Below are 17,515 nucleotides of genomic sequence, written 5' to 3' on the forward strand. Positions count from 1 at the left end.
GGAGCCGCCTGAGACTATCGTTGGCAGCTACTCCGCGAAGATCGAGAGCCATGGGTTTTCAAGAGACGCACGCACTGGAAGATGCCCGGAACAGAACCGCGCTCGCAAGCGATGTTCAGGACGCACCCTTTCAGGAGCCCGCCGCCGACGGCTATCGTCTTGGCGGCTTCACTTGGCGCCACGCTTCGCCCGACCCACTGCGCCCCGTGGTGATCATCAACGCCGCCACTTCCGTGCGCTGCCGTCACTATTCGCGCTTCGCGGCATACCTGTTTGCCAACGGTTTCGACGTGATCATTTATGACTACCGGGGCATTGGTGAATCGCGCCCGAAGTCGATGAGGCATTTGCAGGCTTCGTGGACGGATTGGGGCGTGCTGGATTTCGAGACGATGCTCAAACGCGCTCAGAGGGAGTTTCCCGGCCAGCCGATCGATGTGGTCGGGCACAGCTTCGGTGGTTGTGCGGCGGGGCTGGGGGCCTCCGGGCAGGTAATCCGACGATTGGTTACGGTCGGCGCGCAATTCGCTTACTGGCGCGATTACGCGCCCGAGCATCGCTGGCGGATGTTCGGCAAATGGCATCTGCTGATGCCACTGGTCACGCTGCTCTGTGGCTACTTTCCGGGCAAACGCCTCGGCTGGCTGGAAGACACGCCCGCGGGCGTAGTGCGCGACTGGAGCACGCCTGGCGCACGTTATGAGCAGCGTCCGAGCGGTCGGGCGATGCTGGCGAAAAACGGCCGCCTGCCCTTCTCCAATGTCCACGCAAACACCCTGGCAATCAGTATCGGCGACGATCCTTACGGGACCATTCCGGCAACCGAACGCCTGCTCGATTACTTCGACAGTGCGCAAAAGACCCACCTGCGAATCGAACCCCAGGACATCGGCGAACAAGAAGTCGGACATTTCGCCTTTTTTCGCAGCGCATACCAAGCCACACTATGGCCCATCGCTCTGACCTGGCTGCAAACCGGCGCACTGGCCCCCGACACACCGGGGCGGCAAGTACCGAGCAGCTGAACCCCTCCAACGCACCACGGAACACACACCATGGCTTCCGCCAACAAGCAGCAAAAACGCGCCGCCCGGGCCAAGACCAAGGCCAAGCAGAACCGCACCAAACGTGCGGAAGCGCCAGTCGAGCTAGACCCGAACGACGACCGCATCGATTTCGAATCGGTGGACCTGACCGAGCTGTTCAAGAAAATGATCGACGCCGAGAAGATCAGCCAGCAGGCCATGTGCGCTGCGTTCCTCGAAGACCCGTTGCTGGAACTGGTGTACGAACAGGAAGGCGAAGAAGGTGCGATGGACTTCATCCTCGCCGCACTGATCGAGTACCGCCAGTGGTCCACCGAGACCGACGAGGCCGGCGCCTTGGCGTGGATTGAATCGCCTGCCTTCCAGAAAGACTATGTGGCCGCGTCCGACGCAATCGCCGCACAAACCCAACAGAAAAACTGAGTTCCCATGGCATCCCTTAACAAGCAGCAGAAACGCGCCAAACGCGCCAAGGCCAAAGCCAAGCAGATCCGCATGGTCGGCCGCAAACCTCTAGCCCAGGACGATGACCTCGGTCACCTGGCCGAGCCGATCCCGGAATACACCCTGGCGATGTTCAGCAAGATGCGCGACGCCGAAGCCGTCAGCCGCAACGACATGCTGCTGACGCTGCTGCGGGAGCTGGCGTTCATCATCGTTGATCATCCTGAACTGCTGGACATGGAAAACGCCGACAACGAAGGCATGGCCGCCACCCACCTGGCCGCCGACATGCTGATCGACTACCGCATGTGGGCCGACGGCATGGATCGCGAGACCGCCCAGGCCTGGCTGAGCGAACCACAGTTCATCACCGACTTCGGGATTGCGCTGGACACCTACGGCCAGTCGCTGGATGCGCCGGAAGAGAAGAGCGAATAAACCCCGCTCAGTAACAAAAACGGCCGCTTGTCATCACTGACAGCGGCCGTTTTGCATTACGCGATACGGATCAGTTCAGAACCGCCGCACCACGGTTTTCCGCCTTGCGACGGCGAGCTACCAACAGACCGGTCGCCACAACGACCAGACTCAGCAGGCCGGTCGCGAGGATTTCCACACGGTGGGCGTCCTGGAACAGCATGATGGTCAGGGCTGCCACGATGAAGGCGATCACCGCGTAGGTCAGGCCCGGGAACAGCCACATGCTGAAGACGATTTTTTCGCCGCGAGCCATGCGTTGTTTACGCATGCGCAGTTGCGAAATCGCGATCACCAGGTACACCAGCAGCGCGATGGCGCCGGAGCTGGCCAGCAGGAACTCGAACACCGCAGCCGGGGCCACGTAGTTGGCGAAGGTGCACAGGAACGCCGCGCCAGTGGACAGCATCACTGCCCAGTAAGGGGTGCCGCTTTTGTTGGTGCGGGTTGCCATGGCAGGAGCATCACCACGCTTGCCGAGGGAGAACAGCATGCGCGAAGAGGTGTACAGCGCCGAGTTCAGGCAGCTGGTCACCGCGACCAGTACCACGATGTCGACGATCATCTTGGCGTTCGGGATGCCCATGCGCTCAAGCACAGTCTGGTAGGAGCCGAGGCTCGCCAGAACCGGGTCGTTCCATGGCACCAGGGCCACAACGATGAAGATCGATACGAGGTAGAACAGGCCGATCCGCCAGATCACCGAGTTGGTGGCCTTGGAGATCTGCTTGCCAGGGTTCTTCGATTCCGCGGCCGCGATGGTCACGATCTCGGTACCCATGAAGGAGAACATGGTGGTCAGGATCGCACCCAATACTGCGCCCATGCCGTTTGGCAGGAAGCCCTGGGTGTCGAAGATGTGCGAAACACCGCTGACCTGGCTGTTCGGCAGGAAGCCGAAAATGGCCGCGATACCGAGGATGATGAAACCGATGATCGCCACGACTTTGAGCAGGGCGAACCAGAATTCGAACTCACCGTAGTTTTTCACGCTGAACAGGTTGGTCACCGTCAGCAGCATGGTGATGATCAGCGCGAAGGCCCAGATTTCCACGCTCGGGAACCAGGCGTGCAGGATGGTCGCGGCGGCGTTGGCCTCCAGCGGGATCACCAGTACCCAGAACCACCAGTACAGCCAGCCGATGGTGAAACCGGCCCAATGGCCGATGGCGCGGTCGGCATAAGTCGAGAAGGAGCCGGTGTCAGGCGAAGCAACAGCCATTTCGCCGAGCATGCGCATCACCAGCACAACCAGCGCGCCAGCAGCGGCGTACGCCAGCAGAACAGCGGGACCAGCGGCGGCGATGGCGTGGCCGGAGCCTACGAACAGACCTGCACCGATCACCCCGGCGATCGACAGCATGGTCACATGACGCGGTTTGAGCCCCTGTTCGAGGCCATTGGAGCTTTGGGTACTGCTCATTGAAACTACCTTTGCGAGGAAAGCGATTCAGTCCGTCCCGTCTGGCGTTCCTTCTCGTAAAAAGAATCCAACGGGGCGTTCCGGATTCTGCACGCAATAATTGCGCCAAAATGTTTCAAACTCTTCTGCCTCGCGGTTTTCAGCGCGACCGGACAGTCATCGCAAGTCCTTGAGAATGCTGGCCTTTCGCCAAAGCGTTACCCTGCGACTCACTTTTTAAACGATCGAGCGCACCAGAAACACACTGAAAAAGTGTGGGATGCACAATAAAAGGGCGAATGAGGAACGTTCGGCCGGTTAGCGCTTCCAACACCCCGCCAAAGGTGGCAACATCGCGCCTTTTTTTACGCGGCACCCACGGGAATCAACGTTCAAACACCCGTTCGGTTGTTGATGGGGCGACAGTCTGCTGCGCCGATGCGACAACCTGCCACACGCCATCCGTTTACCGCCCGTAGCGCTGTTGGCTGCCATTGAAACGCTATGCTAGCTTGGCCGCCTCGCCAGGAAGGCCAACCAACAGCAGGAGCGCAACATATATGAGGAACGCACATGGCTGAGGCCACGCCCGCGCTTGAAATCCGCAACTTGCACAAACGCTACGGACAGCTTGAGGTGCTCAAAGGCATCTCGCTGACCGCCCGCGACGGCGATGTGATCTCGATCCTGGGTTCCTCCGGTTCCGGCAAGTCCACGTTCCTGCGTTGCATCAACCTGTTGGAAAACCCGCATCAGGGCCAGATCCTGGTGGCCGGGGAAGAACTCAAGCTCAAGGCCGCCAAGAATGGCGAGCTGGTTGCCGCCGACGGCAAGCAGATCAATCGCCTGCGCTCCGAGATTGGTTTTGTGTTTCAAAACTTTAATCTGTGGCCGCACATGAGCGTGCTCGACAACATCATCGAAGCCCCGCGCCGCGTGCTCGGCCAGAGCAAGGCCGAAGCCATCGAAGTCGCCGAAGCCCTGCTGGCCAAGGTCGGCATCGCCGACAAGCGCCACGCCTACCCGGCGCAACTGTCCGGCGGCCAGCAACAACGCGCGGCAATTGCCCGCACGCTGGCGATGCAGCCCAAGGTGATCCTGTTCGACGAGCCCACCTCCGCCCTTGACCCGGAAATGGTCCAGGAAGTACTTAATGTCATCCGCGCATTGGCCGAAGAAGGCCGCACCATGCTGCTCGTGACCCACGAAATGGGGTTCGCCCGTCAGGTTTCCAGTGAAGTGGTGTTCCTCCACCAGGGCCTGGTCGAAGAGCAAGGATCGCCACAGCAGGTGTTTGAAAACCCGCTTTCGGCGCGCTGCAAACAATTCATGTCCAGCAACCGCTAACGGAGCTACCCGCATGCAGAACTACAAAAAGGTCTTCCTGGCCGCCGCCGTCTCCCTGGCGTTCAGCGCCGGCGCCATGGCCGAGACCCTGAAGATGGGCATCGAAGCGGCTTACCCGCCGTTCAACAACAAAGATGCCAGCGGTAACGTCGTCGGCTTCGACAAAGACATCGGCGACGCCCTGTGCGCCAAGATGAAAGTCGAGTGCTCCGTGGTCACCTCCGACTGGGACGGCATCATCCCGGCCCTGAACGCCAAGAAGTTCGACTTCCTGATCTCTTCGATGTCGATCACCGACGAGCGCAAGCAAGCGGTGGACTTCACCGACCCGTACTACTCCAACAAGCTGCAATTCATCGCGCCGAAAAACGTCGACTTCAAAACCGACAAGGCTGCACTGAAGGGCAAAGTGATCGGCGCCCAGCGCGCGACCCTGGCCGGCACCTTCCTGGAAGATCACTTCGGTGACGACATCACCGTCAAGCTCTACGACACCCAGGAAAACGCCTACCTCGACCTGACTTCCGGTCGCCTGGACGGCATCCTCGCCGACAAATACGTCAACTACGAGTGGCTGAAAAGCGACGCCGGCAAAGCCTACGAATTCAAGGGCGACCCGGTGGAAGAAAGCGACAAGATCGGTATCGCTGTACGTAAAGGCGACGCCATCCGCGAGAAGCTGAACGTCGCGCTGAAGGAAATCGTTGCCGACGGCACCTACAAGAAGATCAACGACAAGTACTTCCCGTTCAGCATCTACTGATCCTGACCTGCCGGATCGACGCCGCTACAGAGTGGCGCCGATCCCCGGCCTTGCCTGCCGCGATTTGAAAAGAAATCCATGATTATCGACCTCTACGGATTCGGCCCGGCGCTCGCCGCCGGCGCGCTGATGACCGTCAAACTGGCACTCTCGGCCCTGTGCCTCGGGCTGGTGCTCGGTCTGCTCGGTGCCTTGGCCAAGACTTCCCCGTACAAGCCGCTGCAATGGCTTGGCGGCACTTATTCGACCCTGGTGCGCGGCGTCCCGGAATTGCTCTGGGTGCTGTTGATCTACTTCGGTACGGTCAACGCCATGCGCGCCCTCGGTGAGTTCTTCGGCAATCCCGATCTGGAACTCAGCGCCTTCGCCGCCGGCGTCATTGCGCTGGGCCTGTGCTTCGGCGCCTACGCCACGGAAGTGTTCCGTGGCGCGATCCTCGCCATTCCCAAAGGCCACCGTGAGGCCGGCGTGGCCCTGGGCCTGTCGAAATGGCGGATCTTCACCCGGCTGATCATGCCGCAGATGTGGCGCATCGCCCTGCCCGGTCTGGGCAACCTGTTCATGATCCTGATGAAGGACACCGCACTGGTGTCGGTGATCGGTCTGGAAGAAATCATGCGACACGCGCAGATCGGCGTGACCGTATCCAAACAGCCGTTCACCTTTTATATGGTCGCCGCCTTCATGTACCTGGGCCTGACCGTACTGGCCATGACCGGCATGCACTTCCTGGAAAAACGCGCCGCACGCGGCTTCGCGAGGAGCGCTCAATGAACTGGGAAGTCATCATCAAGTGGCTGCCGAAACTGGCTCAGGGCGCGACCCTGACCCTGGAACTGGTCGCCATCGCCGTGATCGCCGGGCTGCTGCTGGCAATCCCGCTGGGCATCGCCCGTTCTTCGAAGCTGTGGTACGTGCGCGCATTACCCTACGCCTACATCTTCTTTTTCCGTGGCACGCCGTTGCTGGTTCAGTTGTTCCTGGTCTATTACGGCCTGGCACAGTTCGACGCGGTCCGTAACAGCTCGATGTGGCCGTACCTGCGCGATCCGTTCTGGTGCGCCACCGCGACCATGACACTGCACACCGCGGCGTACATCGCCGAGATCCTGCGCGGCGCGATTCAGGCGATTCCGCCGGGTGAGATAGAAGCGGCGCGGGCGCTGGGCATGTCCCGGCCGAAAGCGCTGTTCTACATCATCCTGCCGCGTGCTGCGCGCATCGGCTTGCCGGCCTACAGCAACGAAGTGATCCTGATGCTCAAGGCCAGTGCCCTGGCCAGTACGGTGACTTTGCTGGAACTGACCGGCATGGCCCGTACGATCATTGCCCGCACTTACTTGCCGGTGGAGATCTTCTTCGCGGCCGGTGTGTTCTATCTGGTAATGGCCTACGTGCTGGTTCGCGGCTTCAAGTTGCTGGAACGCTGGCTGCGCGTCGATGCCTGCCAGGGGCGCTGAAGCTTCTTACGTGCTGACGGGCGAGGATCTGCTCGCCCGTTTCACGGCACTGGATACATTTCTTACAGCGCATCAGGCGCTGTGGAAACCCCGCCCGTTCACTCATCTGCAACTGCCCTGGGAAGCGTCCTACCCGGAGCTGGCCTTGTGGCTACGTGGTCGGTCGCTGGAGGATGCGGAAAACGCCCACAACCATCCTGCCGAACTTTTGGGTGCGCCCGAACCCTTTGCTTCATTGGCAGCGTTATCGCTTGAGCTGAGCTCGGTGGGTGAATTACCTGCACACGAGTTGGAAGCTTCCAGCCATCGACTGAATGTCGATGTGCCGGGGCGCAAATGGCAGCAGATCGAGGCCTTCGCCAGCCGTTTGTCGTTTGCCTCGCAACCGAAGCACTGGCTGGATTGGTGTTCGGGAAAAGGTCATTTGGGCCGTCGCCTGCTCGGCGCTGACCAGCAACTCACCTGTCTGGAATATGACCCGGCGCTGGTCGCCAGCGGTCAGGCGCTGAGTCAACGTCATCACCTGAATACGCTGCATGTCGAGCAGGATGTGCTCGCGGCGAACACCGCTTTATTGCTGAACGCCGAGCACACACCCGTCGCCCTGCACGCTTGCGGCGACCTGCATGTGCGGCTGATGCAACTGGCTTCCGACGCTGGCTGCCGACAATTGGCGATCGCACCGTGCTGCTACAACCGGATCAGTCTTACTGAATATCAGGCATTGTCCTCCGCTGGTTCGCGATCAGACCTCCAGCTCTCGCTGGAAGATCTGTCCCTACCGATGAGCGAAACCGTCACTGCCGGGGCCCGCGTCCGACGTCAACGTGATACCTCCATGGCCCGTCGGTTGGCCTTCGATCTGCTGCAACGGCAAGTGCGGGGCATCGACGAGTACCTCCCGACGCCATCCCTTCCCAGCGCCTGGCTGGACAAGCCGTTCGACGACTTCTGTCGCGACCTGGCGGCGTTGAAAGAGTTATCCACAATCGGCGAGCACGATTGGCCGGCACTGGAAGCAGCGGGTTGGCAGCGGTTGGCCGAAGTTCGCAACCTGGAATTAATGCGCGGACTCTTCCGACGACCGTTGGAGCTTTGGCTGAATCTTGATCGGGCACTTTTCCTCACCGAACAGGGATACGTCGTACGTCTCGGTACCTTCTGCGAGGCGCCGCTCACACCCCGCAATTTCCTGCTGCTGGCCGAACGCGCTTAATTCCTTGCAGCCTGTGGATAACTCTGTTGATGGATTTATCGTGGATCCAATATCCACGGCTGTTTCAAGCCATTAACAGCCCTGGTCATTTTTTGTTCATATGAATAAAAAACCGGTAAAACAGGGATTTGCGATTCAAATGAGAACCCGTCCACAAAATCCCGCCTGACCCTGTCGAATTAAACGCCTGTTGTGCATAAGCCCCCAAGCAAAAGGACATAACCGCCGAATCACGGACGCCGGCAACCGAAAATTGCGCCTGCCCACCACCCTTGCTATACAGGCTCACACCGTGCCGGCAGCGCACGCACGAACAAGAAGAACCTGACCAACAGGGAGCGATCGTGACGTTCATCTCTTACGCACAGAATTTCGAAGACATCCGCCTGTGGCGCGCCCTCAAGCTCTTTGAAAACGGCTTCTACATCGATGTCGGCGCCAACGATCCGACCCACGACTCGGTCACCAAGGCGTTCTACGATCGCGGCTGGAGCGGCATCAACGTCGAGCCGATGCAGAACTTCCACGACGCCCTGTGCCAACAACGCCCGCGCGACACGACGCTGCAATGTATCGCCAGCGATGAGCCCGGCGAAGTGACCTTCTATGGCATTCCCGGGACCGGCCTGTCCACCGCCGACCCAGTCACCGCCCAGGAGCGCCGCGATCTCGGCCTCGATGTGCGCAGCCTCACTGTCCAGGCCCGGACCCTGACCTCGATTTGCGAAGAACACGCCAGCGGCCGCGAAATCCATTTCCTGAAAATCGACGTCGAGGGCCACGAAGAAACCGTGCTGCGCGGCATGGACTTCAGCCGCTTCCGTCCATGGATCATCCTCATCGAAACCCCGTTCGAGCGCGACCACACCTGGGAACACCTGGTCACCGACGCCGGCTACACCAACGTTTGCTTCGACGGCCTCAACAGCTATTTCCTGGCCGACGAACACTTGAATCTGAAACCGGCCTTCGACATGGCGCCCTGCCAACTCGACAACTTCCAGCTATGCCTCGGCCACCCCTTCGCCCACCCCGTCAGCCCCGGCGAAGCCGACGCCTTGGCGCAAATCAGCGCCGCTCTGCAACGCGCCGAACACGCCGAAGCCCAACTGCGCGCCCTCCAGAACAACCGCGCCTGGCGAGCGATCCAGAAACTGCGCAACGTCCTGCGCCGGGCTTGATCGAAGCCCGCGCAAAAATAGTCTGAATTCAGGGGTTTACAGAAGCAACCGAGTCGCTATAATCGTCGCCCACACGCCGGTATAGCTCAGATGGTAGAGCAACTGACTTGTAATCAGTAGGTCCCGGGTTCGATTCCTGGTGCCGGCACCATACAAAACAAGCCCCTGCAGAAATGCAGGGGCTTTGTTGTTTCTGGGGTTTGGTTTTCCGCCCCAAATGAAAAGCCCCCGACAGCTATCGCTGTCGGGGGCTTTTCTCCATCATTCGGTTGTGGAACCTACGCAGCCTCAACCGAAAGCAAAATCCGCCGCCCAAGCTGCTGCAACGCACGCTCGACATTCTCGATCTTGGAGTGATGAAGGAAATCGACTAACCGATCTACCTGAGGCCGTTGCACACCCAAACGGCGTGCCAACTCCGCGTTGCTCATTCCAGACTCCAGAAGCGTATTCCACAGCGCAACCTTCGCGGCAGTCAACGCAGGCAGACGCAAAACAGCGTCACTGTCCTGCTCCTTCGCATCACCTGTCGGAATCAACCGGCGATCATCAACGTAGATAGAGAAGGCTGTTTCCATAGCATCAATGGCACCATCGAGCGCTTCCTTGAGGGTGTCGCCAGCGGCGTGCATCTCTGGAATTTCTGCGCAGGACAACCAGACACTGCCCCGCTCTTCGTGGACTTCCAACGCATATTCGAACATCACGCTTCCTCTGATGGGGTACATGAAAAATGGGGACTGAAAAATGGGGACGACTGAAAAATGGGGACAGATTTATTTCCAGTGCGGCCTTGGGAAGGATCATTTTCAGAGCCTACCCATACCCGGCACTCAATACGTGATCAAGGTGCAAGATTTTCTGGTTACAACACGCACTTGCAGCTTCCCTCCCACGCTCAACATTACCCCTCCGTATCAGATGAGCGTGCTAAAAATAGATCTGTCACCATTCCCAAAATAACTGCTTCCGTTTGAATACGATGATCCGTTTCGGGGAGAATGTTGGTCGCTCAAATGCCACCAGGCCAAGGATCTCAAATGGAAGTCACACAAATCGCTGCGCTTATCGTCAATCGGCTTGACGAAATGGGCACTGACATTCAGAGACAGTGGAACAATCCCGAGGGCACCCACACTCGCCACTTCTTCGTTGACGACCTGCTCACGGACGAAATGGCCGAGGCGATTTATGAGGCGTTCCCGCGTAATGCTGATGGGTTCTTTGACCGCCAGTCGTTCCGGGAGAAGAAAAAGACGCTGACCAATCTCTCCGACTATCCGCAGATCCTGAGCGCCGTGACCTACGCAATGCAGCACGAATCTGTTGTGGCCAAGGTTGCACAACTGGTCGGGATGGACGATGTCGTGCCGGACCCAAGCCTGTACGCCGGCGGCCTGTCGATGATGTTCCAAGGCGACTTTCTGAACCCTCACATCGACAACAGCCACGACGGCACGCGCAACCTGTACCGCCGCCTGAATCTGCTCTATTACGTGTCGCCCGACTGGGTGCTTGAAAATGGCGGCAACTTTGAGCTGTGGGATCCGAAGGTCAAGCAGCAGAAAACGATCGTGTCCAAGTGCAATCGCCTGGTGGTGATGGAAACCAACAAATACTCCTGGCACTCCGTGAGCGGTGTTCGCGCCGAAATGCCTCGGTGCTGTGTTTCCAACTATTACTTCTCGGCAACTTCGCCGGATGATCACGAATACTTTCACGTAACGTCGTTCAGTGGCCGCCCGGAGGAAACAGGTCGTCGCCTGCTGGGTATTGTGGACAACAGCCTTCGTAATGTGGTCTCGAAAGTGCTGCGAGTGGGACGAGGAACCAAGCTGATCAATAAAAAGGATCAAAAAGATTGAGCCGAATTTCAGCGATCCGTTCGGTATCAAATTGATTCTGCAATCCTGGTTTCATTGACAGGCTAAAAGCAAAACAAGCCCCTTTGCGGCTTGAACCTATCGATGCAGCTGACCGAAGCCTCGGCCAGCCGCATCAGGTCAATCAGTTGCACCCGATCGACACGCCGACGGTCAGTGCCCGGCGCTCTGCCCGCCATCCACATGCAGAATCTCACCCGTCACAAACGCCGCGTTATCCAGATACACCACGGCCTGCGCGATATCGTCGACCTCGCCCATGTGCCCAACCGGGTGCAGAGCCCCCAGTGCCGCGTGGGTTTCCTCGCCATGCATCGGCGTCTTGATGATGCCAGGCGAAACCGCGTTCACCCGGATCCCGCGTTTGGCGTATTCGATGGCCAGGGATTTGGTGGCGGCGTTGAGACCGCCCTTGGTCAGTGAGGCGAGGACCGAGGGCACGCCGTCGACCGCGTGGTCGGTCAGGCTGGTGGTGATGTTGACCACGTGGCCCTTGCCCTGTTTTTCCATTTCGGCGATGGCCAGTTGGGTGATGTAGAAGAAGCCGTTGAGGTTGACCGACAGCACCGCAGCGTAGTCTTCCGGGGTGTAAGCGGTGAACGGTTTGGCGACGAAGATGCCGGCGTTGTTGACCAGGGTGTCGATGCGGCCAAAGCGCGCCACACCTTCGCTGATCACACGCTGAGCGGTGGCAGGATCGCCTATGTCGCCGGCGATGGTCAGGATCTGCGGGTCGTTCGACGGTTTGATCGAGCGCGAGGTGGCGACGATGTTGTAGCCCAGTTCACGGAAGGCCTTGACCATGCCTTCGCCCAGACCTTGGGAGGCGCCAGTGATGACGACGGTTTTTTTCGAATGGCTCATGATGAAATCCTCAACAGGTTGATGGTGACCGAAAAGACAGTGAGTGCGGTCATGACTGATTCCGTTCCGCCAGTTGTCGGCGGTATTCGGTGGTGGTGATGCCGGCGTAACCCCAGTTATCGGTGTCGACTTCTTCGATCACGATGTGGGTCAGGTCCGGGCGTTTGTTGAGGACGCGTTCCAGGGTTTCGGTGATTTCGGCGATCACCTGAGCTTTCTGCTCGCGGGTAACACCGTCGCGGGTGATGCGTACGCTGACAAATGGCATGACGATTACTCCAGTGACCTGGCCTCGGGATGATGGTCAGGTGTTGGAGCTCAATTTAGGCGTGTGCCGGTAGGGGAAAAAGTAGGGGTGGAGTACTTCATTTGTGAGGTGGTGTAATGAATAACTTGTCACAACCAGGCCTGAATTTGAGCAAAAGACCGCGTCCGATATCAGCTCATTCGCAGTGATCTCTGAGACCTATCCGTAAAAATTGCGGGCGAAAGCCCCCATTCGTGTCAGTCGTTTCCCTTTGAAAATCCCCGCAAACGCACCCAAACCGTGCACTTTTTTTGACCCCAATCATCCCCACGTCACCAAAAACCCCGATCCTGTGTCAGCCTCCAGCCATCGGCAGGGACATCAATTCGCTACTAATTGCGCGACAACTATGCTCAGGTGCAGGAATATAGCCGGCAAATGGAGCCGTTCAGGCCGTCACGTACACAACAATACCCAGCCCACTTCAGAGGGCATTACCCATGGATAGCAGAACCTTACGCAACCTCATGCGCATCGTGCAGACCGGCTCGTTGTCGGCCGCAGCCGAGCATTCGTGCCTGACTGTGCAGGCCCTGGCCGCGCAGTTGAACAAGGTCGAAGAACAGTTCGGTTTCCGCTTGTTTCGCCGTTCCAACAAGGGCCTGACGCTGACGCCGCAAGGCACGGAGCTGACGCCTTATATGGACAGAGTGCTGATTGCCACGCGGCAGATGGAAGAGAAAGTCGAGGCGCTGAAGGTGCCGGGACAGCGCACGTTGAAAGTGGCGTTGAACACCACGCTGGACCCGGATTTCAACCGACGATTGATCGGACGCCTGATCGACGTGTTTCCCGACTACCAGATGGAATTCAGCTACGCCGAGTCGATGGAAAACCTCAGCAAGCTGAAGAACGAGGACTTCGACCTCGCGGTGTTGATCGGCCCGCAGCGTCCGGGTTTGCCGAGCATTGTCCTGCCTGAAGTGCAGGTGCAAGTGGTCGGCGCGCATTGCGGCCAGGAAAACGATCCGCTGACGTTGCTCGGCAACAAGTTTCAGGTGCGTCCGGCAGAAGATTGTCCGTATTCCCACAGCTTTTTGCGTTTTCTCGACGCCGGGCTGGGCAATCACGAGAACAGCCAGCGGACGATTTATTCCTGTAGCGAAACGCTGACCCTGTCGCTCATCACGCAGATGGACGCGGTCGGCATGGTCTCCCGCGAGGCCGCACAGAAGAACGGCCTGACGATTTTTCCCGGGTTCGAGGATTTCCTCGAAGTGCGCCTGGCGGTGAACAACCCGGATCTGTCCGGCCAGGCGTTGAACGATGTGGTCGATCTGCCGCTACATGAACGAGCCGAGCGCAATGTACGCAGCCGTCCCAACCGCCACACTGAGAAAGAGGTTTTTGCTGAAATACGCACATAACAGCGTCGGAATCGCTGCATAGAATTCCGGGCGATCGAGCTGTATGTGCTGATCCTTGATCAACAAGGGAGTCAGGCTGATCGCAGCGACGATCGCCACCGGCAGGTATTCCAGCGCCCGGGCGATGAAGGGCGGCCAGTGCTCGGTGTTGACCTGCAACGGCAAGGCACGCGGCAGGAAGGTCACGGCCATCATCAGCGCGACCACCAGAATCAGGAACGTTTGGTCAGGCATACACCCACTCCGCAGCCCACAAACGTGGCGATGAAAACGTTGAATGGCGAGCTGCCGACCAGACTCAGTGCGCCCATGCAGACCACAGCGGCCAGTGCGGCGATGAGTTTGTTGCGGGTGTTGCACAGCGAGACCAGCACGTAGAGCATCATCGCGGTCAGCGCATAGTCGAGCTGGTATTTGATCAGGTGTGACGCGTACTGCGCGCACAGGGCGCCGAGCAATCCGCCGATCACCCAGGAGGTGTGGCAGAACAGGTTGAAGCCGATCAGATAACGGATGTTTACCGGCGCACCGGTGCCCAGTTTGACGCTGTGGAAGGCGAACGATTCATCGGTCAGGCCGCCGGCGTAGCACCAGCGCTCCATGCGGCTCAGGCCCAGCGCCCGCAGGGCCTTCGCCATGTACACCGACATCAGCATGTGCCGCGCATTGATCAGAAACGTGGTCAGCACGATGGTGGTCAGTGACGCCCCGCTGCTGATCAGCGCCAGCGCCGCGAATTGCGAAGCCCCGGCATACACGAACAGACACATGGCCACCGGCAGCCACAGCGGCAGCCCGGCGTTGACCGCCATCAGCCCGAACACGAACGACACGGTGAAATAACCGGCCACCACCGGGCTGGCTTCGGCAAAAGTGCGCGACGGCTGACGGTCGACCATCAGCGGCGCACTGCCGGATGTTTCATTCATAGATCCCTCTCAAATGTCCGCTCGCCGTGAGGTTCGCAAAAACCCTGGGCAGTCCAGAAACGCTTGCCCGCGAGGTTAGCATCATCGACGAACAGGAACATCCGCAGCACACCGACCCGTTTCATGTCGGCCGACGCCGCTTCCACCAGCCGCTGGCCGACGCCCTGGCTGCGATAGCGCGCGCTGACCGCCAGATGGTTGATCGTGCCGCGACTGCCCAGCATGCCGCCCAGCACCGCGCCGACGATCTCGCCTTCGACATCGAAGGCCAGATACGCCGTGGTGGTCTTCTGGATCAGCACACCGCGCAGGCATTTGGCGTCCTGCCATTCGCAGAACGACACTTCGTCGAACTGGCGGAAGAAGCGCTCCATGCGCTGCGCATCCTTGGCCGTCGCGCGCCGCAGCACCACCGGCGTCGAGCATTCGACGCCGTCAATTTGAGTGATCTGATTAGCGAACAATGTCGAAAGCGGTCCCGGGCCGCGAGAAGGAAATCGCCAGAATCTGCCGGTACGCCATGGCATGGGAGTGGGTATTGCGTGCCGGTGTCACGTAGTGGCGCATGTCGCGGTCGAGGAAGTAAGTGGTGTCGAGGATTTCCAGGTAAGTGGTCGACGCCAGTTGCTGCTCGTGAATGTCGTACAGACGACTTTCGGCGCCCTCGACATTGTTGCGGCCCCAGAAGTGCACACCGCTGAACGGATAACCGTCGCAGTGAATGCCTTCCGGTGTGATTTCCAGTTGTTTGCCGGGTTTGATCTCGATGCGGATCTGATGGATCTGGCATTGCCAGATTTCATCGTGCAGCTCTTCCGGCAACACGCTTTTGTACACTTCGAAATCGGTGTCGATCAGGCTGCGCATCACCGGCGAACTGATGACTTCATCAGAGAAGTCCTGGAAGTGCCGTACAACGCCGCCCACGTAAGCATTGTTTTCCTTGGACTGCACGTACGCGCGGTGTTCCAGTTGCTTCAGTTCGCGTGTCTTGGGGTTGTACTCAAAGTCGCTGTAACGACGGTAACGCATGCCGGCTTCAGCCTGACCGTAGTAACTGTCAGGCTCCATGTTTTCCCAACTTTTGGTCAGTCTGACGAAGTCGGCGAAATGACCGTAGAGATTGAAGTCAGCACCCTGCACATTGGCGTACTTGTCACGCCGTAGCGATTCGCCCACTTCTCTGGTTAAAACGATCATTACCAAATTCTCCGCTGCATTGAGCGGCCTAATCTATTAGGTGGAGAATTTGCGTCCATGAGAAAGAATTTCAGGCATTTAAAGCCCTGTTTGAAACGCGATTTGAAACGCCTTCAAAGTGCGTTTCAAATGACAAAAACACGGGTTTTTATGCTTTTTTTTCAAAAAACGTCAAAAAAAAACCCCGAACCAGTCGGGGTTTTTTATGGCGTTTCGCAGCCTTAACCGATCATCAGAAGATGTTGATCGGGTAATCCACGAACACACGCAGCTCGTTGCCGCTGACGTTGTATTCGCTGGACTTCTGCGAAACACGCAGGATCGAGCTGCGCAGTTTCACGCTCAGGTCTTTGGCCGGGCCACTTTGCACGACGTACTTGAACTGGTTGAAGATTTCGCGCTCGGTGCCGCCTTCGCTGGTGGACGTGGTGATGTTGTCGCCACGCACATAAGCGAAGTTGTAGCTCAGACCCGGTACGCCGAATGCGCCGAAGTCCAGGCCGTAGCCCAACTGCCAGCTGCGCTCGTCTTCAGCGTTGAAGTCCGACCAGTAGGAGTTGGCCAGGTAGATGGTGTTGCCACCGTCACCCACGCGACCCTGACCTTTCTGGTAGCCGCCATAGGCGTAACCCAGGTTGCTGTCGCCGGTGGAACGCTGGTGCGCCACGGTGAACGAGTGCGGGCCGGTAGCGAAGGTCGCTGCCAGGCTCCAGATCTTGTTGTCGTCGCCGGTCACACCGTTTTCGCGGACATAGGAGTTGTCCAGCTTGGTGCGGTAACCGTTGAAGTCCAGGGTCAGGGACTGATCCTTGTCGATCGGGAACACGTAGTTGGCGTTCACGTATTGCTTCTTCAGCACGTCTTCGACGTCGGAAGCGTACAGCGCTGCCTTGAACTGTTCAGTGAACTGGTAGCTACCGCCCAACACGTTGATCGACTTCAGACCACCGCTGTCACGGCCTTCAGCGCTTTTGCGCGATTCGGCAGTGAAACGACCGGCATCCAGTTGCAGACCTTTGATCTCTTTGGAAGTGATCAAGGTACCGGTGTAGCTTTCCGGCAGCAGACGCGAGTTGTCGTAGTTCAGCACCGGCAGGGCCGGCATCTGGTCACCGTAAGTCAGGGTGGTGTTGGACAGACGGAATTTCACCGCTGCGCCGCCCTTGGACAGGTCATTGGCCGGGTGGCCGCTGTCGCCCTTCTTGAAGAAGTCGATACCCTGGGCGCCGCTGCGATCTTCGCTGCGCTCCAGGTTCAGGGCGTACAGACCGAATGCGTCCACACCGACACCGACGGTGCCCTGGGTGAAACCGGACGAGAACGTACCGATGGCCGCCTGGCCCCACTCGGATTTGTCCTTGTTGCCGTCTTTATAGTCACGATTGATATAGGCATTGCGCAGCAGCACTTTGAGGCTGCTGTCTTCAACAAAACCCTTGGACTCGGCCTGGTCGTTAGCCATGGCCTGAGTGGCGCTCAACATCCCCAATGCGATCAGACTGATCCGCTTGTTCAACATTTTGTTTTCCTTATTACGGGTTGAAACGCGCTGTGTCGAACGGCTGAAACGGCGCTAATGCACTCTTTTTTCACCCCGAAACAAAAAGGCCCGCCCACGACAAAGTCGTG

20 protein-coding genes and 1 tRNA gene are annotated in these 17,515 nt (G+C 58.7%); 12 read left to right on the top strand and 9 right to left on the bottom strand.

Translation table 11 applies throughout. The features are described 5' to 3' along the window. Nucleotides 1–50 precede the first annotated feature (50 nt). From AC3WRD_RS01740 to AC3WRD_RS01750, 3 genes are read left to right on the top strand one after another with little or no spacing between them, the layout of a single operon-like run. Nucleotides 51–1,025 carry an alpha/beta hydrolase family protein gene (locus AC3WRD_RS01740; RefSeq protein WP_102620621.1) on the top strand — a complete coding sequence of 325 codons (975 nt, stop codon included), beginning with the start codon at nt 51–53 and terminating at the stop codon, nt 1,023–1,025. 30 nt (nt 1,026–1,055) lie between these two features. Continuing rightward, nucleotides 1,056–1,469: a hypothetical protein gene (locus AC3WRD_RS01745; RefSeq protein ID WP_096821942.1), complete on the top strand. Its 414-nt coding sequence runs from the start codon at nt 1,056–1,058 to the stop codon at nt 1,467–1,469. A gap of 6 nt (nt 1,470–1,475) precedes the next feature. Continuing rightward, complete coding sequence (locus tag AC3WRD_RS01750) at nt 1,476–1,928, top strand: hypothetical protein (RefSeq protein ID WP_102620620.1); 453 nt, start codon at nt 1,476–1,478, stop codon at nt 1,926–1,928. 70 nt (nt 1,929–1,998) lie between these two features. Here the strand turns inward: AC3WRD_RS01750 and gabP are convergent, their stop codons facing one another. After that, nucleotides 1,999–3,390 carry a GABA permease gene (gabP, locus tag AC3WRD_RS01755; protein WP_096821940.1) on the bottom strand — a complete coding sequence of 464 codons (1,392 nt, stop codon included), beginning with the start codon at nt 3,388–3,390 and terminating at the stop codon, nt 1,999–2,001. 552 nt (nt 3,391–3,942) lie between these two features. On the opposite strand from gabP, the gene AC3WRD_RS01760 reads away from it, so the two are divergent. From AC3WRD_RS01760 to AC3WRD_RS01790, 7 genes are all read left to right on the top strand, one after another. After that, a complete protein-coding gene (locus AC3WRD_RS01760; protein ID WP_007897462.1) occupies nt 3,943–4,716 on the top strand; it encodes an ABC transporter ATP-binding protein in 774 nt (257 codons plus the stop codon). A 13-nt stretch (nt 4,717–4,729) separates the two neighbouring features. Beyond that, entirely contained in the window at nt 4,730–5,479 is a 750-nt protein-coding gene (locus AC3WRD_RS01765) for an ABC transporter substrate-binding protein (protein WP_096821939.1), read from the top strand. Between the two features lie 78 nt (nt 5,480–5,557). Then, nucleotides 5,558–6,253, top strand: a complete 696-nt coding sequence (locus AC3WRD_RS01770; RefSeq protein ID WP_096821938.1) for an ABC transporter permease — start codon at nt 5,558–5,560, stop codon at nt 6,251–6,253. Beyond that, a complete protein-coding gene (locus tag AC3WRD_RS01775) occupies nt 6,250–6,939 on the top strand; it encodes an ABC transporter permease (RefSeq protein ID WP_007952568.1) in 690 nt (229 codons plus the stop codon). Before AC3WRD_RS01770 ends, AC3WRD_RS01775 begins: the two co-directional genes overlap by 4 nt. Beyond that, on the top strand, nt 6,920–8,155 hold the full coding sequence (locus AC3WRD_RS01780; protein ID WP_102620619.1) for a methyltransferase: 1,236 nt from the start codon (nt 6,920–6,922) through the stop codon (nt 8,153–8,155). Before AC3WRD_RS01775 ends, AC3WRD_RS01780 begins: the two co-directional genes overlap by 20 nt. Before the next feature lie 344 nt (nt 8,156–8,499). Further along, a complete protein-coding gene (locus AC3WRD_RS01785; protein WP_102620618.1) occupies nt 8,500–9,336 on the top strand; it encodes an FkbM family methyltransferase in 837 nt (278 codons plus the stop codon). Between the two features lie 75 nt (nt 9,337–9,411). Further along, nucleotides 9,412–9,487, top strand: a tRNA-Thr gene (locus AC3WRD_RS01790). Between the two features lie 127 nt (nt 9,488–9,614). Here the strand turns inward: AC3WRD_RS01790 and AC3WRD_RS01795 are convergent. Further along, nucleotides 9,615–10,040 (bottom strand): type II toxin-antitoxin system HicB family antitoxin, encoded by a 426-nt coding sequence (locus tag AC3WRD_RS01795; RefSeq protein WP_102620617.1) that lies wholly within the window; start codon nt 10,038–10,040, stop codon nt 9,615–9,617. Between the two features lie 336 nt (nt 10,041–10,376). On the opposite strand from AC3WRD_RS01795, the gene AC3WRD_RS01800 reads away from it, so the two are divergent. Next, nucleotides 10,377–11,201, top strand: coding sequence for a 2OG-Fe(II) oxygenase (locus AC3WRD_RS01800; RefSeq protein WP_102620616.1), 825 nt, complete (start codon nt 10,377–10,379; stop codon nt 11,199–11,201). Between the two features lie 171 nt (nt 11,202–11,372). Here the strand turns inward: AC3WRD_RS01800 and AC3WRD_RS01805 are convergent, their stop codons facing one another. Next, entirely contained in the window at nt 11,373–12,083 is a 711-nt protein-coding gene (locus AC3WRD_RS01805) for an SDR family NAD(P)-dependent oxidoreductase (protein WP_096821934.1), read from the bottom strand. A gap of 49 nt (nt 12,084–12,132) precedes the next feature. After that, nucleotides 12,133–12,351, bottom strand: a complete 219-nt coding sequence (locus AC3WRD_RS01810; RefSeq protein WP_065257763.1) for a tautomerase family protein — start codon at nt 12,349–12,351, stop codon at nt 12,133–12,135. A 479-nt stretch (nt 12,352–12,830) separates the two neighbouring features. Between AC3WRD_RS01810 and AC3WRD_RS01815 the strand changes: the two genes are divergently transcribed. Continuing rightward, nucleotides 12,831–13,757 (top strand): LysR family transcriptional regulator, encoded by a 927-nt coding sequence (locus AC3WRD_RS01815; protein WP_085712740.1) that lies wholly within the window; start codon nt 12,831–12,833, stop codon nt 13,755–13,757. Here AC3WRD_RS01815 and AC3WRD_RS01820 read toward each other — a convergent pair. The 5 genes from AC3WRD_RS01820 to AC3WRD_RS01840 form a co-directional block, all read right to left on the bottom strand. Beyond that, on the bottom strand, nt 13,674–13,991 hold the full coding sequence (locus AC3WRD_RS01820; protein ID WP_007909127.1) for an AzlD domain-containing protein: 318 nt from the start codon (nt 13,989–13,991) through the stop codon (nt 13,674–13,676). The genes AC3WRD_RS01815 and AC3WRD_RS01820 overlap by 84 nt on opposite strands. Then, on the bottom strand, nt 13,970–14,686 hold the full coding sequence (locus AC3WRD_RS01825) for an AzlC family ABC transporter permease (protein ID WP_085608636.1): 717 nt from the start codon (nt 14,684–14,686) through the stop codon (nt 13,970–13,972). The genes AC3WRD_RS01820 and AC3WRD_RS01825 overlap by 22 nt, the downstream gene beginning before the upstream one ends. After that, the gene (locus AC3WRD_RS01830) at nt 14,683–15,060 is read right to left on the bottom strand and encodes a GNAT family N-acetyltransferase (protein WP_096821986.1); all 378 of its coding nucleotides are present in this window, start codon (nt 15,058–15,060) and stop codon (nt 14,683–14,685) included. The genes AC3WRD_RS01825 and AC3WRD_RS01830 overlap by 4 nt, the downstream gene beginning before the upstream one ends. Nucleotides 15,061–15,139: 79 nt before the next feature. Then, nucleotides 15,140–15,886, bottom strand: coding sequence for a 2OG-Fe dioxygenase family protein (locus tag AC3WRD_RS01835; RefSeq protein WP_096821932.1), 747 nt, complete (start codon nt 15,884–15,886; stop codon nt 15,140–15,142). Between the two features lie 232 nt (nt 15,887–16,118). Continuing rightward, nucleotides 16,119–17,405, bottom strand: a complete 1,287-nt coding sequence (locus AC3WRD_RS01840; RefSeq protein ID WP_096821931.1) for an OprD family porin — start codon at nt 17,403–17,405, stop codon at nt 16,119–16,121. Between the last annotated feature and the right edge of the window lie 110 nt (nt 17,406–17,515).

Source organism: Pseudomonas sp. FW215-R2 (assembly GCF_058789255.1).